General features: G+C 45.4%; 10 protein-coding genes and 2 pseudogenes. 6 read left to right on the top strand and 6 right to left on the bottom strand.

The features are described from left to right. Positions 1-15: 15 nt before the first annotated feature. Genes AC0VYE_RS30040 through AC0VYE_RS30050 form a run of 3 tightly spaced genes read left to right on the top strand, consistent with a single transcriptional unit; the run spans position 16 to position 3,278 of the window. Positions 16-1,542: a tripartite tricarboxylate transporter permease gene (locus AC0VYE_RS30040; RefSeq protein WP_475444411.1), complete on the top strand. Its 1,527-nt coding sequence runs from the start codon at positions 16-18 to the stop codon at positions 1,540-1,542. A gap of 39 nt (positions 1,543-1,581) precedes the next feature. After that, positions 1,582-3,003 carry an NAD-dependent malic enzyme gene (locus AC0VYE_RS30045; RefSeq protein ID WP_441957918.1) on the top strand — a complete coding sequence of 474 codons (1,422 nt, stop codon included), beginning with the start codon at positions 1,582-1,584 and terminating at the stop codon, positions 3,001-3,003. 29 nt (positions 3,004-3,032) lie between these two features. After that, a complete protein-coding gene (locus AC0VYE_RS30050; protein WP_339205101.1) occupies positions 3,033-3,278 on the top strand; it encodes an HPr family phosphocarrier protein in 246 nt (81 codons plus the stop codon). Between the two features lie 105 nt (positions 3,279-3,383). Here AC0VYE_RS30050 and AC0VYE_RS30055 read toward each other — a convergent pair whose 3' ends face one another. The 4 genes and pseudogenes from AC0VYE_RS30055 to abc-f form a co-directional block, all read right to left on the bottom strand. After that, positions 3,384-3,689 carry a hypothetical protein gene (locus AC0VYE_RS30055; protein WP_475444414.1) on the bottom strand — a complete coding sequence of 102 codons (306 nt, stop codon included), beginning with the start codon at positions 3,687-3,689 and terminating at the stop codon, positions 3,384-3,386. 574 nt (positions 3,690-4,263) lie between these two features. Next, positions 4,264-4,470 (bottom strand): annotated as a pseudogene (locus AC0VYE_RS30060) (helix-turn-helix transcriptional regulator). 314 nt (positions 4,471-4,784) lie between these two features. Further along, on the bottom strand, positions 4,785-5,234 hold the full coding sequence (locus AC0VYE_RS30065) for a DUF4362 domain-containing protein (RefSeq protein WP_475444416.1): 450 nt from the start codon (positions 5,232-5,234) through the stop codon (positions 4,785-4,787). A 31-nt stretch (positions 5,235-5,265) separates the two neighbouring features. Beyond that, complete coding sequence (gene abc-f / locus AC0VYE_RS30070) at positions 5,266-7,080, bottom strand: ribosomal protection-like ABC-F family protein (RefSeq protein ID WP_475444417.1); 1,815 nt, start codon at positions 7,078-7,080, stop codon at positions 5,266-5,268. A gap of 433 nt (positions 7,081-7,513) precedes the next feature. Here abc-f and AC0VYE_RS30075 point away from each other — a divergent pair, with 433 nt between their 5' ends. After that, entirely contained in the window at positions 7,514-9,388 is a 1,875-nt protein-coding gene (locus tag AC0VYE_RS30075) for a 3-oxoacyl-[acyl-carrier-protein] synthase III C-terminal domain-containing protein (RefSeq protein WP_441957926.1), read from the top strand. Beyond that, a complete protein-coding gene (locus tag AC0VYE_RS30080) occupies positions 9,385-10,269 on the top strand; it encodes a DUF6999 family protein (RefSeq protein WP_475444419.1) in 885 nt (294 codons plus the stop codon). Before AC0VYE_RS30075 ends, AC0VYE_RS30080 begins: the two co-directional genes overlap by 4 nt. Before the next feature lie 65 nt (positions 10,270-10,334). Here AC0VYE_RS30080 and AC0VYE_RS30085 read toward each other — a convergent pair whose 3' ends face one another. Next, the gene (locus AC0VYE_RS30085; RefSeq protein ID WP_475444421.1) at positions 10,335-11,573 is read right to left on the bottom strand and encodes a TraB/GumN family protein; all 1,239 of its coding nucleotides are present in this window, start codon (positions 11,571-11,573) and stop codon (positions 10,335-10,337) included. A gap of 606 nt (positions 11,574-12,179) precedes the next feature. Here AC0VYE_RS30085 and AC0VYE_RS30090 point away from each other — a divergent pair. Then, positions 12,180-12,355 (top strand): annotated as a pseudogene (locus AC0VYE_RS30090) (transposase); the annotation flags it as partial. A gap of 156 nt (positions 12,356-12,511) precedes the next feature. On the opposite strand, the gene AC0VYE_RS30095 reads toward AC0VYE_RS30090, so the two are convergent. Next, entirely contained in the window at positions 12,512-14,125 is a 1,614-nt protein-coding gene (locus AC0VYE_RS30095; protein WP_475444423.1) for an S-layer homology domain-containing protein, read from the bottom strand. Positions 14,126-14,181: the final 56 nt, after the last annotated feature.

Here is a 14,181-nt window from a genome sequence, read left to right on the forward strand (position 1 = left end):
AAAGGAGGCATCTGAATGGATACATTACAATTTCTCGCAGACGGCTTTGTGACCGCCTTCCAATGGCATAATTTGCTTTTTGCTTTTGTAGGCGTGTTGATTGGTACGGCTGTAGGGGTATTGCCTGGTATAGGCCCGATGAGCGGTGTCGCTCTACTGATTCCTATAACAGCATCAATGACTGGCGGCTTACCTCCAGAAGCAGCAGCGACAAGCTCTATTATCCTGTTGGCAGGGGTTTATTATGGAGCGATGTATGGAGGGTCAACGACCTCTATTCTGCTTAATACGCCTGGAGAATCCTCCTCTGTCGTAACGACTTTAGACGGCTACCAAATGGCCAAACAAGGTAGGGCTGGATCTGCCTTATCTATCTCTGCAATCGGTTCATTTGTTGCCGGAGTGTTTGCCGTCCTTGCACTTATCGTATTAGCAGAACCGTTATCAGAACTCGCCATAAGGTTTGGGCCAGCTGATTATTTCAGCTTGATGCTCCTTGGTTTATGCGCCGTCAGCGGTTTGGGCGGAAAATCCATTACGAAAGCATTAATTATGACGGTAATGGGCTTGCTTCTGGCTACTATAGGTATGGATACCGTTTCAGGCGTAGCAAGATTTACTTTCAGCATTCCAATGCTGTATTCCGGACTTGAGTTTTTGACAGTGGCAGTTGGTCTATTTGCCTTGGGCGAAGTATTCAAAACCATATTGGAAAAAGACTACTCCAACGATAAAATATCAAAAATCGGGCGTGTCCTCCCGACAAAACAAGATTTAAAGGATAGCGCAGGTCCGATTGCCCGCGGCTCATTATTAGGTTTTTTCATTGGTATTCTGCCCGGTGCAGGCGCCACATTGGCCTCGTTCCTCAGCTATATTTTGGAGAAAAAAATAAGCAAAAATCCTGAATCATTCGGCAAAGGCAATATCGCTGGAGTAGCCGCTCCTGAATCCGCGAACAATGCTTCATCTGGCGGGGCAATGATTCCGCTGCTTACGCTTGGCATACCGGGATCGGGAACAACCGCTATTTTAATGGGCGCTTTAATCATGTATAACATCCAGCCAGGCCCGTTGTTATTTGAGGAGCATCCTCAAGTTGCATGGGGATTAATTGCCAGCATGCTAATTGGAAATCTCATTTTGCTTATTCTTAATATGCCGCTGGTGAAGATTTTTGCAAAAATCATTCAAACGCCGCCGAAATATTTGATTCCGATCATAATCGCTATTTCTATATTTGGAGTTTATGCAGTACAGGCACAAATTTTTGATTTGATGCTGCTGCTTGGCTGTGGCATTGCCGGTTTTCTTTTGGTGAGAAATGATTACCCTCTAGCACCACTCGTGCTTGGTTTAGTGCTTGGGCCTATGATTGAAAACAATATGCGGAGAGCTTTAACGACATCTAACGGGGATTTTATGATTTTCGTGCAGAAACCGTTGTCGCTTGTTTTCTTAATTATCGCAGCGCTCTGGTTAATTATACCTATTTTGCTAAAGAAGAGAGGGAAAGAGGTTGTCATTAACGAAGAAGGTTAATTACGAACGATAAAAAATACAGATTTGATGGGGGTAGCCATGGATAACAATAAACTAGGTGGGAAAAGTGTAATACTGCGTCTCGAAATGAATACGAAAGAAGTACATTTCGGACAGGTTGCATCCTCTATTTTCGAAGCCGGTGGAGATATCGTGGCCATTGACGTCATTCAGACCAGTCAGCATATGACGATAAGAGATATTACCATTACCGTCACGGATACAGTCGATATTAACATTATTACCGAAATGATTAAGAACCTGCACGGAGTCAAGCTAGTGAATATTTCGGATAGAACCTTTTTGCTGCATCTTGGCGGTAAAATCGAAACTAAACTGAAATCGCCTATTCAGAACCGCGACGATCTCTCTCGTGTTTATACGCCCGATGTTGCACGCGTCTGCTTAGCCATTCATGAAGAACAAAGAAAAGCATTTACGTTAACGATTAAGAGAAATACGGTTGCTGTCATTTCGGACGGCAGCGCTGTCTTAGGGCTTGGCAATATTGGCCCCTATGCAGCTATGCCCGTTATGGAAGGAAAATCTATGCTATTCAAGCAGCTGGCAGACGTAGACTCCTTCCCTATCTGCTTGGATACGCAAGATACCGAGCAAATTATCGCAACCATTAAGGCGATTGCTCCCGGCTTCGGCGGCATTAACCTTGAGGATATTTCATCGCCGAGGTGCTTTGAGATTGAAGAAAGATTGCGTGAAGAACTCGATATTCCAGTATTTCATGATGACCAGCATGGTACAGCAGTTGTATTGTATGCGGCGCTAATCAATGCATTAAAAATTGTGAATAAGCCCATTGATGACATTAAGGTCATTGTTTGCGGAATCGGTGCAGCAGGCGTCGCGTGCACAAAAATTCTTTTATCCGCTGGCGTTACAAACATCATTGGTGTAGATCGGAACGGCGCGATAACCGCTGGAACTGACTATGATAACCGCATGTGGAACTGGTATGCCGAGCATACCAACCCTAACCGCATTGAAGGCTCTTTACGAGATGTAATCCAAGGCGCTGATGTATTCATTGGACTTTCTGCTGGAGGACTGCTGCGACGCGAAGATGTTATGGCGATGGCGGAAAATCCTATCGTCTTTGCAATGGCGAATCCAACACCTGAGATCAAGCCTGAGGAAGTTGAGGATATTGTAGGGGTAATCGCCACCGGACGATCGGATTATCCGAACCAAATTAATAATGTGCTGTGCTTCCCTGGTATTTTCCGCGGGGCACTGGACTGCAGAGCAACTACGATTAACGAGGAAATGAAGCTGGCGGCATCAGAGGCGATCGCATCCGCTATCTCGGATGAAGAACGAAGCAAGCACTACATTATTCCGAGCGTTTTCAATCAGGCCGTTGTGAAAGCTATTCGCGATCTCGTCATTAGAGCAGCGATTAAGACAGGCGTAGCACGCAGAATACCGCGAGAGTACAGATAAACAAGAATAGTGGAACGGAGGTTATCCAAGTGACGGCTGGAATCAGAGCTATCGTTGATATTAATCAAATGGCGGCCGATTTTAAATCAAGCATCGTTCTCCGCACCAGCGATTCCAAATTTATCGATGTCAAAAGCATCCTTGGACTTAGCATCATCTTGTACCAAACCCATGCCTACCACCTTGAAATACATGGACCAGATGAAGAGGAAGCCAAAACCGCCATGATTCACATTTTCAAAAAACATAATCTTCAAGTCGATGTGAATCGATAATCCCCCCGCTTCAATTGCCTCGTTCGTTGGTTGCAGTGCTTTTTAAAATAGGGGTTGTCCCATAAGCAGATGTCATTGCTTATAGGACAACCCCTTTCCTCTTCCTCACGGACCCGTCCCTACACTCGCTACGTACCATAACGGCCCCAGCTTCTTCAAATAAACGGCTCCCAACTCATCTCCCGTAGGGTAATGCATATACCCGTTCACATTGTATAAATGACCGTACTTTTCATCGACTCTGCTCGTTGTGGAAATATCCGCTTTCAAGCTATTGATAGGCTGCAAGCTCATTAGTATATGTCTGCGGATCGTCCACTCGGGAGATAGAAAGGTAAGAATCCATGTAAAAACAACTACAATAGCTACAACGATAAATATTGCCTTTTTCTTCTTTAAGATCGTGCTCACCTCCGAGTAATGGTTGAATCATTAACGTTATAGATACTTATTACCGTTAATTGTAAATTTTTTATCCACTCAACACTCAACACTCAACACTCAACACTCAACACTCAACACTCAACACTCAACACTCAACACTCAACACTCAACACTCAACACTCAACACTCAACACTCAACACTCAACACTCAACACTCAACACTCAACACTCAACACTCAATTATCAATCTCTACTAAAATCTTTCAATGCTTTAGTCCAAAGCATTCTAGTATAGTGGCTTACCTCAACCATCTGTGTTTTTATGTTCATGCTTTATCCTAACGAACTCAGTAGTCGTTATTCTTGAATATCAGGGCTATATTAATCTTTAACGAACTCAGGAATCGTTATCTGCCCTTAATAGAGCCCAAATGATCGAAATTACAAGAAATAAGACTCGCTGTGTTCGTTAGATTCAAAAACAGAACGCTACGCAGCAAATAAGGCCACTGTAGTTCGTTAGCTAAAATGCCGAACGCATGATGCCCATACTTTTGCAACTCTGACGTGATCCGTTCGTCTATGAGCTTCTAAACCTTCATCAAGATGCCTCCCAAAATAAATCATTTAACGTTTTGCCGAGAGTCTTGCAAATAGCGATACACTGACGAATACTCGGATTGTAATTGCCAGCTTCAATGAGTCCGACCGTCTACCTCGTAACACCAACCGCTTCAGCAAGCTGCTCCTGCGACATATCGTTCTCAACTCTTGCCAGCTTTAATTTCATATTTTCATGTTCACCCATCCGTATTCACAACATCTGCCATCATTCACATTGTAAATACTGTAATTTATATCCATATAGATGTAAACCATATATTGCATTTCAAACTTACAAATTCCAGTCATACTACTCTTCACTATTTCAAAGCAACAAAAAAAGGGGATATCCTAAAAGGGTAAATCTGAGTAAGAGAATCCCATAGTATTTGCAAAAAAACCTTCAAAACCACTATGAAAGTGAATTTGAAGGTTCTTTTTTTCAGATTATTACGTGGAAAGTGGGGGCTGTATATTCGGAGTTTGCTTTAAGGAGAGCCCCTCCCTTATATCTCCTGCCTAAATCGGAACGTCCAACAAATCTATCGGCTTATTGGCTGCGCCACAGCCACTTAGCTTATAGGCGTAAGAGCGCCCCGTTTCTTCTTTTTTCAACCCGTCACATGAATAGGTTTTTACGCTTGATGATCCATACTGATCCTGTGATGTATCGTAGCGCACCTCGATCTGATCCTTCGCCCTCGCAAGATTATAAAAAATCGGGTTTCCTTCCGTTATAAAACGTACAACCCGAACCTGATCTATAGCACCGCTCACAAAAGCATCTAATTTCTCGCTATTCGTTACTTCACCGGACCTTGCAATAACATCCTCCGTCTCATTAATTGTATAGTCATAGGTTTCATCTGAAGCTGAAGTTTTTTCCCCAGACTTAACCTGCTCCTGACCAGCACATCCAGCCAGCATGAGCGCCGCTAAGACTATAAACGCCATATTTCTCCAAACCATGTTGTAAATCCACCTTCCTCCAGCCTGCCCATCAGCTATTTATTTGCGCCCGCAGCTGGCGAATTTCATTCATCAATTGCTTCTGCTCCGCTGGATCTTCCGGCTCAGCGCAGCTCATAAGCTGCGTTAATCGCAGCTGCAGCATCTCCCGCTCATTTTGGCTTGCCTGTTCATCCGCTGAAAGCAGCCGGCTTCGATCCTTAGACATATACTCCTCATACGATCCGTGGAACAAGCTCGGTTCATTTTTTCCATCGAGTGCGAGCAGTCGATTAGCCGCTTGGCGAATTAAATAGCGATCATGCGTAACAAGCAGAACGGCACCCGGATAATGCTGTAGCGCCTGTTCAACCTGCTCTCGCGTGCTAATATCCAAATAGTTCGTCGGTTCATCAAGCACGAGCAGATTCGCTTTGCCAAAATAAAGCTTCAAGAATGCGACTCGGCATCGCTCACCCATGCTTAAGTCCCCGATTCGCTTAAATACGTCTTCCTTCGTAAACAGGAAGCAGCCCAAAATCGTCCTTGCATGCGATTGCGTCATCTCCGGCAGCAGCAATAAGCTGTCAAGGATGGTCATCTCGTTGTCGAGCTTATCAAGCTCCTGCTCAAAATATCCGATTTTCACCTGCGGATGAATGCTAACCTTGCCTGTGCTTGGCAATAAGCTGCCTGTCGCAAGCTTAAGCAGCGTCGACTTCCCTACTCCGTTTGGACCAAGCACAGCTAGTCGATCACCTCTGCCTAGGGTTAGATTTAGGCTGCTTATAACGTTCCTATGCCCCTCATAGGCAAAACTAACGTCCTCCATCCGAAGCAGCGTAGTCGCTCCAAAACCGCCCGACTCCAGCTGCATTCGCAGCTGTGAGTCCTCGCGCGGCTTCTGCACCTTATCCTTGTTCAACCGCTCAAGCGCAGACTCCTTCGCATGCAGACGCGACACGTTTTTCTTAGATTTTGATCTAAGAAAATCATTTTGACCCGCCGCCTTATGCGCCTGCTGGAACCATTCGGCATACATGCGTATGCTCTCAAGCAGCTTCTCCCGCTCCAGCTCCTGCTTCTTATACAGCGCCTCCTGCGTCCTTAGCTCCAGCTCTTTCTGCGCCTTATACTGCGTGTATCCGCCCGAATAGCGCCGGCATCCATCTCGCTCAAACTCAAGAACAGTCGTTGCTGTCCGGTCGATAAACGTACGATCATGCGACACATAAATAACCGTTCCCGGGTAATCCTGCACCCATGCTTCCAGCCAATCCAGCGCCGAAGAATCCAAGTGATTCGTCGGCTCATCCAGCACAACGAGCTTCGGCTCTCTTACCATCAGCGCGGCTAATTGTGCTTTCGTCTTTTGACCTCCGCTTAGCTGTGAAAATGATAAGTGCCACAGCGAGGGATCAAAGCTTAACTGCGTTAAGCATCTCTCCACCTTCATCTCCCAGCTATAGCCATCAAGCTGCGCATAACGTTCGTACAGTTCACTGTACTCGCTTAACAGCGACTCACTTGCATCCTCTTGCATTCGCCTAGTTAACTCCACCATCGACCGTTTTAATCGGAACAATTCTTCTGTGCCGGCCTGCACGAATTCAAGCAGCGTGAGTGAGGAATTCATCTGTGCCTGCTGATCGAGCCAGCCCCACTCTGCAAGAGGAAGCAGCCGCTGCACCTCACCGTCATCGAATGGGATTCTGCCTGTCAGTCCTTGCAGCAGCGTCGTTTTGCCCACGCCATTTCGTCCAAACAGAGCCAGCCTTTCGCCTTCTCTGACTTCAAAATTTATATTTTCGAACAGGATATTGCCATCCCATTCCTTGTTCACATGTTTAACTTTTAATAGCATCATTGAACATTCCCCATTTCAAAAAAACATAATAAAAAACCGTGGCCAGCGGCACACGGTCGAATACGCAGGGGAATATCAGGTAAACGAAAATAACGATGCGTCACACCGCTAGTTAGCGGGTAAACATCTCGTATCTATCGCTGCTGATTGACTATCCATAAATCCCCAAATCGACGCACGTATCCCTGACCGGTTCTCGCTATGAGAACGCCGCTTGTACTTAAACAAGTTGTTTACAGGAATCGTGTACTTACTTCATCGGCTGGGTTACCTCCGTCAGTCATCAGTTTTGATATGCGTTTATTATATAAGACGATCATGCATATATTCAAGCCCTACTTTAATTGCGGTACCAAATAAAGTTAGTACTAGGCTTGAAACGCTGCATAACCGATCATAAGACTTATAAATATTTCTTATTTGGAGGTGCTTGATGAATCCCGTCTATATAACCAGCATTGGCAAATTTCTTCCCGGCCCCCCTATCGGCAATGATGAAATCGAGGATTATCTCGGCAAAATAAACGGTAAAAGCTCCAAGTCGATGCGGCGCATTCTTGATCAAAACAAAATACGCTTTCGGCATTATGCGATAAACAAAGAACAAAAAAGTCAATATTCAAATGCAGAAATGGCCGGACTTGCGATACAAGATGCGCTCTCCCGCAACCAAGCGGCACTGAGCGATCAAATCTCATTTCTCGCTGTCGGTACGACCCAAGGTGATTTGCTTGTTCCCGGCTTCGCGAGTATGGTACATGCGGAAACGAAGCTGCCTGTTATGGAGGTTGCCACGCATCATGGTGTTTGCGCCAGCGGTATGCAAGCGATGAAAAACGCATTCCTGCATGTGCAGTCCGGAGAGCAGCAAACCGCGATTTCCTGCGCCAGTGAATTTCCGAGCCGCGTATTCAAAAATACGAGGTTCGAAGCACAAAAGGGTGTCGCCGATCATCCCATTCCTTTCGACACTGACTTTCTTCGGTTTATGCTATCCGATGGAGCAGGTGCAGCGGTTCTTCAGCATCAGCCTGCCGCCAGCGGTTTATCCCTGCGCATCGAATGGATCGACAACAAATCCTACGCTAATCTATACGATGTCTGCATGTATGCGGGAACCAACAAGGATAATGCCGAGCAGCAAAGCTGGCTTGACTATGCCACCATTCATGAAGCTGCTGACGACGGGACTCTTAATCTCAAACAAGATATTCGGCTCGTTAATGAGATGCCTAAGGTCGGGGTTAATCGATTTTTCGAGCTGGTGGATGAAGGCAAAATCGAACCGAGAGCTATCGACTGGATGGTTTGCCACTATTCGTCTCATTTTTTCCGCGACGAAATATTTAAGCTGCTGCAGCTTGGCGGACTTACCATTCCTGAGGAGAAATGGTTTACGAATTTATATACGAAGGGCAACACCGGCGCTGCTTCAATCTATATCATGCTGGAGGAGCTGCTTAACGAAGGCCATTTGAAGCCAGGCGAGCAGGTGTTATGCATGGTGCCGGAAAGCGGTCGATTCCAAACCTCTTATATGCTGTTGACGGTTGTAGGCGACACAGCTGATGTGGGACATATCGCAGAGCCAATGTTTGAAGAGAGGCAGCCTGAGGCACCTCATCTCGAGTATAACGAAGCAGACCACGTTCAAGCACAGCTCGTTAGGCAGCTCGTACAGGTTTGGATTGATTTTGAGCAAAAGCTGGCTCATGTCCCGGTTATTCATAAGCTGTACAACAACAAGTTTACCCTTCATGACTACAAGCTGCTAATGGAAAACATCCGCCAACAGGTCATAGACGGTTCTCAGTGGATTGCGCGGGCTGCCTCGTATATCGCGATTGAGCATATCGATCTCCGATCGACGTTCATTGCCCATGCGCGCGATGAGCATCGTGACTTTCAAATACTTGAACGCAACTACGTCGCCATCGGCGGCGACCTAGCGCACATCCAATCAGGCGAAAAAAATATTGGCAGTGAAGCATTGTCGGCTTATTTGTTCCAGCGTGCTAGCCGCGAGAATCCTGTTGATCTCATTGGCGCAATGTGGATTATAGAGGGACTTGGATGCCGTATGGCGCGCTACTGGGGCGAAATGATTCGCGATCAGCTTGGGCTGAGCGATGAAGAAGTGTCATTCCTGCTTTATCATAGCGACTCTGATGAGAAGCACTTCGAGAGGCTCGAGGCAGTCGTCCAGCATCCGATGCTTACTGCGGAGATTGCAGGACGAATAGTGAAAACAGCTAAAACGACGGCGCGCTTATACTTGCTGCAATTAGAGGAGCTGGGCAATGTATGAGCAAAACTGATTATTTTCATCAAATGCCGCATGACAAAAACGATCCCAATCCGTTTCTAGCCATCTTTATGGATCAGAGCATTCCCTTCAATGAGGAGGCCAAGGCTGCCTACCTCAAGGATTGCTCGAGCAGATCACGGCAGTTTCTGCTGCCCGTACTGCGTCCTTTTGCGAGATTAATGATTATTGTTCTTCAGATTTACAAAATAATCGTACCTAAGGCACTCACCTCATCCCGGCTGCTGCACCGCGTCCTGCATTTCGGAATGAAAACCTTCGTAAGCCCAGATGCTAATTATATGATTTTGCGCCACTTCTATCTTGGCTCTGAGGTGCTTGGCTTCATTCGTGATAATGTGCCTGACGTTCAGATTGAGATGAATCCGCTCAAACCAACTAATCTGGAGCCGGTAAAAGATGATCTTTTTCTCATCCACGATCTCAATTTATACAACTTCGTCATCAATCTTAATCGCGAGCTGCGTCACAAAGGAATTGAGGTTACAAAGCAGGACCGGCTTAACTTTAACGCCATCACATCGGAGGCTCTGCCTATTGAGCAAATGCCTAATCGCTGGACCAATTTTATGGATTTGACGACCGCCATTGAATGCTTCACCCCTGTCTATCAAATGTTTCTAACCGATAATGACTTCTGGCGTGCGACGAACTCCCTTCAGCTGGATGAAACGATTGGCATCCTTGCTTCCAAAATTATCGGCAGCAACGACCGACTGGCGCTTATCAACAACAAACATCCCATGGTGCCGCTCACGACGCTTAAAGCAGGCTTTCGACTCGTACTGCATGGCCTAGCGACAGAGCAGCTGCACGCGCTGCTCGTTGAGCTTAAGCTTAAACAGCAGCAGCATATCGGCTGATCGCACAACGAACAAAAAGAAGGCAAGCACGCTCACTGCGCGATTGCCTTCTCTCTTTCATGCTGCTATTGACGAACTACAGTAAAACCTTTCTTCTCCAGCAGTGGAACGATACCGTTCTCGCCGAGCATATGTGCAGCTCCTACGACTACGAAATAGGTTTTTTTTGTCGTGTCATTCAAGTAACCCGTTATTTTCTCAACCATTGGAGCATTGCGGTCAGTAAGCAGCGCTTTATTAAGCTCCGCATTCGATGAAGCTGATTTCGTCAGCTCGAGCAGCTGCTCCTCATTTCCGGTAACCCACATTTTCGTAAGATCTTCAATCCCTGATACTTCTGCAAAATAGTTCTCAATCGAGCCTTTCAGCATTTCTTCTTGCAGTTTGTCTGAAAAATTATTGAACATATTAAGCTGATATTCGATCGATTCCAGCTCTAGGATTGGCTTCTTGTTCTCCAGCGACTGCTGCAAGAAATGGGCATCAATCCCTATGCCTGAATCATAACCTTCTTTTGCTGAGCTAAGATAATCAACAGTAGACGAAACGCTCCAAGGCTTATAGGTATCCAGTGTATTTTCCGGTAAACCGTTCTCCTTCAAAATCTCGCCAAGCTTCTTGTAAGAATCAGCTGAGATATGATCTTTAAGCGTTGTATTATCCTTCAATACGCTTAAATCAAGCACTTGCTTTTGTACCTTCTCATCATTCATCTTCGAAATATCAGCCTCTACAACCAAATAGTCGGATGCTTCATAGGCTTTTTGAATTTCAGAGCGCAAAGGGTACATCGCTTTGTTCGCAATATGTATCGACCCCAGCAAATATACGGTGCTGCCGTCCTTTTCTACTTTCCAAAGGAAACCTTTACTTGGCTCATTCTCCTTAAGAGAAACAGAGCGCTGCTCTTTATTCCAAGTAATTTCATAACCTGCTGCTTCACTTACCGTACGCAAAGGAATATATACAGTTCCTTTAACGACCTTCGGCGCAGCAAGCAATCCAATTTCCGTCTCGTTAGCCATTGCCCCTAAGTTGTCGATCTGAAATAAAAGGGTTAGTCCTTGCTTCTTGCCTGAAATGACTTTATTTTTCTGATCCCAAGTTACTTGGAAATCAAGCTTTTGAAGAACCGTCTTCGCCGGAACAAGAATCGTTCCCTTTTCCATCGTAGGTTGATTCTCACCAAGCTGTACCTGCTCGCCGTCTATCCAAACTGAAATAGGCTTAGCCTCTGCTTGGATGTTCGTTACGAAAGAAAATAGTAGAGCTAATGATAGAAATAATGACGCAAACTTTTTCACGAATAGACCCTCTCCCTCTCATCTTAGCGGCTTCATTTCATCTACATATAACCAATAATTACCGCTCTGCCTAACATATTTTACACATTTTCACCACGCAATAGCTAGTTCGGAAAATACGAATCTAGTTTTCGTTGCTTTACATCATATTCATAACATATAATGCCTCATCTCATAAGTTATCAGCAGACTTTTAAAAAAGGGGCTGTCTCAAAAGTCATTTTGCGATTTTTTGAGCACTACTTAGAACTTATTTTCATCGAGAAAAAGGACCTCAAGCTCCACTATACAGTGGAATTTGAAGTCCTTTCATTTGAAAACGGGGATGTTTCCCTGATGCAAAGACTTTTGCGGCAGCGCCTGCAGCATCTTCATCTAAGTGCAGAAATGCACTTACTTAACCAAATCTTCTTCAAATCTGATCAATTAGAGGTATTAGTACACCTATTTGCAATATTCCAATCTTGTATGTTAAAAACAGGTGCACTTTTACACTTATTCACTCTCCACTATCGGTTCGCGCACATTACAATCATATGACGAACATCGCCGATGCTGGATATGGTCAGTCTGAGTTATTATGCGCTACAAGCAGCAAGCAAGGGAAATAGCGAGGAAGGATATTCGCTGTCGGTAAAACGAATGATTGAACCCGAAAGTATTTTAGGGCAGATAAAGAATAACCAAGGATTCCGGCGCTTCTGCTTCGCAGCTTACCTAAGGTAAGTCTGGAGGTCGGGTGGCTTTCGCTTGCCCATAATCCTAACCATAGACCAGAATAGAAAAATAGCAGTACAGGAATAGCTCTCCTGTACTGCTATATATTTACCAATACTCCCGTTCAAAGTGAGCTATTCCTCAGCGAGCCTGATTCTTATGGGACAGCCCCCATATCGTTTGTTCTTGCGAATCAATTCAGCGGTTTTGGTAAATAACTATTAGGAGAAGGAATAACCCAAAAATCGATCCGCATTTTTTAGACTTATCCATATATCCGGACTTTCGCCGCCTACATACCAGTAAGCTAGTCCAGCAAGCTTGCTTTTTACAGCCAGCTTATATTTTTCGGTTAACGAACGCCCGTCCTCGACCCATATTTTATGCTGTATACCATTCTTCATGTATGCAGCTGTGTACTGACCGATTTTAGCGTCCCACAAAGGCCTGATTCCATATTTACTAATGAGCGCATTCTGCTCGCCAAATGATATAAATGCAGAGGACTCAACGCTGCCGTCCTTCTTTAAATCCCAATCACGGTTATAGAAAGGCACGCCCAATATTACCTTTTGGCTTGGCACCAATTTAAGAAGCTTATTCACAGCCGCTTCATCAAAACCTATAGAGGCGTTGGAGCCCGCTTCCGAGCCGTCTCCCCAGTGCTCATCATAGCCCATCAATACGATATAATCGGCTAATTTTCCAAGCGCGGCAAAATCGAAAGCGTCTGTCCAATCCGTTCCCCGGTCGGGGGATACGTCAAGCGACAGCGTGACGTTCAAAAGCTTCATTTTTTTGGACAGCTCCGTGATGAAGGCGGTCAAAGCTGCTCGATCCTGCGGCGCAACATTTTCAAAATCAATATTGAGCCCGTCGAGCTTATACTTTGTTACGTATTCTGCAAGCTGAGATATTGCTTTGGTGCGTAGTGTGGAACTGGATAGCAGCTTATGAGTAGCCGCTTGATCCGAGCGGTTGCCGACCATTGCCCATACTTTTTTATTATGCTGTTTCGCCCAAGTTACAAGAGACGGATCCGTGTTATCCGATATCTCTCCCGCTTCCCCTGTAAAATACCAACGCGGAGACAGGGTGTTTACATTAGAATTCAAAACCGTTTGTTCATACTGCTGCGTCGTCTGACCATACTGCCAGCCTAGCTTTATCGTTTCCTTGGGCTTAGCTGCAAGCTCAGCTGCCCAGTTCACATTTTTCAGCACCCGATGAATCATTACTGCGGTTTCTTGTCTGCTTATCGGATCGCCCGGACGGAAATTTCCCTTATCGTCACCTTTCATAAGGCCAAGAGCATTCATCGCTGCTACAGAAGAACTCGCCCAATCCGCAATGCGGCTGGCATCGCCAAAGCTTAGCTTTACTTCCGAGTTATGATCCAGCTTCTTCAATGCTCTCGTTAATAATACGGCTGCTTCCTGCCTTGTAACTGCCTTCGCAGGTGCAAACAAAGAGGCGCTGACGCCATCTGCTAAGCCAAGCTGCACAGCAGCCTGAATCCATCCGTAATACCAAGCCTTCATAGGTACGTCAGTATATGGCGATACTGGCGTCGGTACAGGCTCAAGCCCGAGCAGCCGATCCAGCACAGTGACAAACTCCGCTCTCGAGATCGATTGCTTCGGTGAGAAGCTTCGCTCCGATGTGCCCGTAATAATCTTTTTATTATACAAATCGATTATTTCCTGTTTGGCATAGCTGCTTGAAATATCATCAAAAGGCAACGTGCTTTGAGCTGCAATGGGATGAGCAACAAGTGTTATGATATATAGTAAAGTAAATGCTGCTAGAGCAAATCTAGTATAAGTATGCTTCAAGAAAGACCCTCCTCATGCGATCAATCCTCGAAGCATAACAAAATCTACTCTATAAC

The sequence above is a fragment of the Pristimantibacillus sp. Z349TD_6 genome (genome assembly GCF_056173205.1).

Coding starts and splice junctions, on each gene's coding strand:
- AC0VYE_RS30040 (WP_475444411.1), top strand. CDS start 16: ATGGATACATTACAATTTCTCGCAGACGGCTTTGTGACCGCCTTCCAA.
- AC0VYE_RS30045 (WP_441957918.1), top strand. CDS start 1,582: ATGGATAACAATAAACTAGGTGGGAAAAGTGTAATACTGCGTCTCGAA.
- AC0VYE_RS30065 (WP_475444416.1), bottom strand. CDS start 5,234: ATGGTTTGGAGAAATATGGCGTTTATAGTCTTAGCGGCGCTCATGCTG.
- abc-f (WP_475444417.1), bottom strand. CDS start 7,080: ATGATGCTATTAAAAGTTAAACATGTGAACAAGGAATGGGATGGCAAT.
- AC0VYE_RS30075 (WP_441957926.1), top strand. CDS start 7,514: ATGAATCCCGTCTATATAACCAGCATTGGCAAATTTCTTCCCGGCCCC.
- AC0VYE_RS30080 (WP_475444419.1), top strand. CDS start 9,385: ATGAGCAAAACTGATTATTTTCATCAAATGCCGCATGACAAAAACGAT.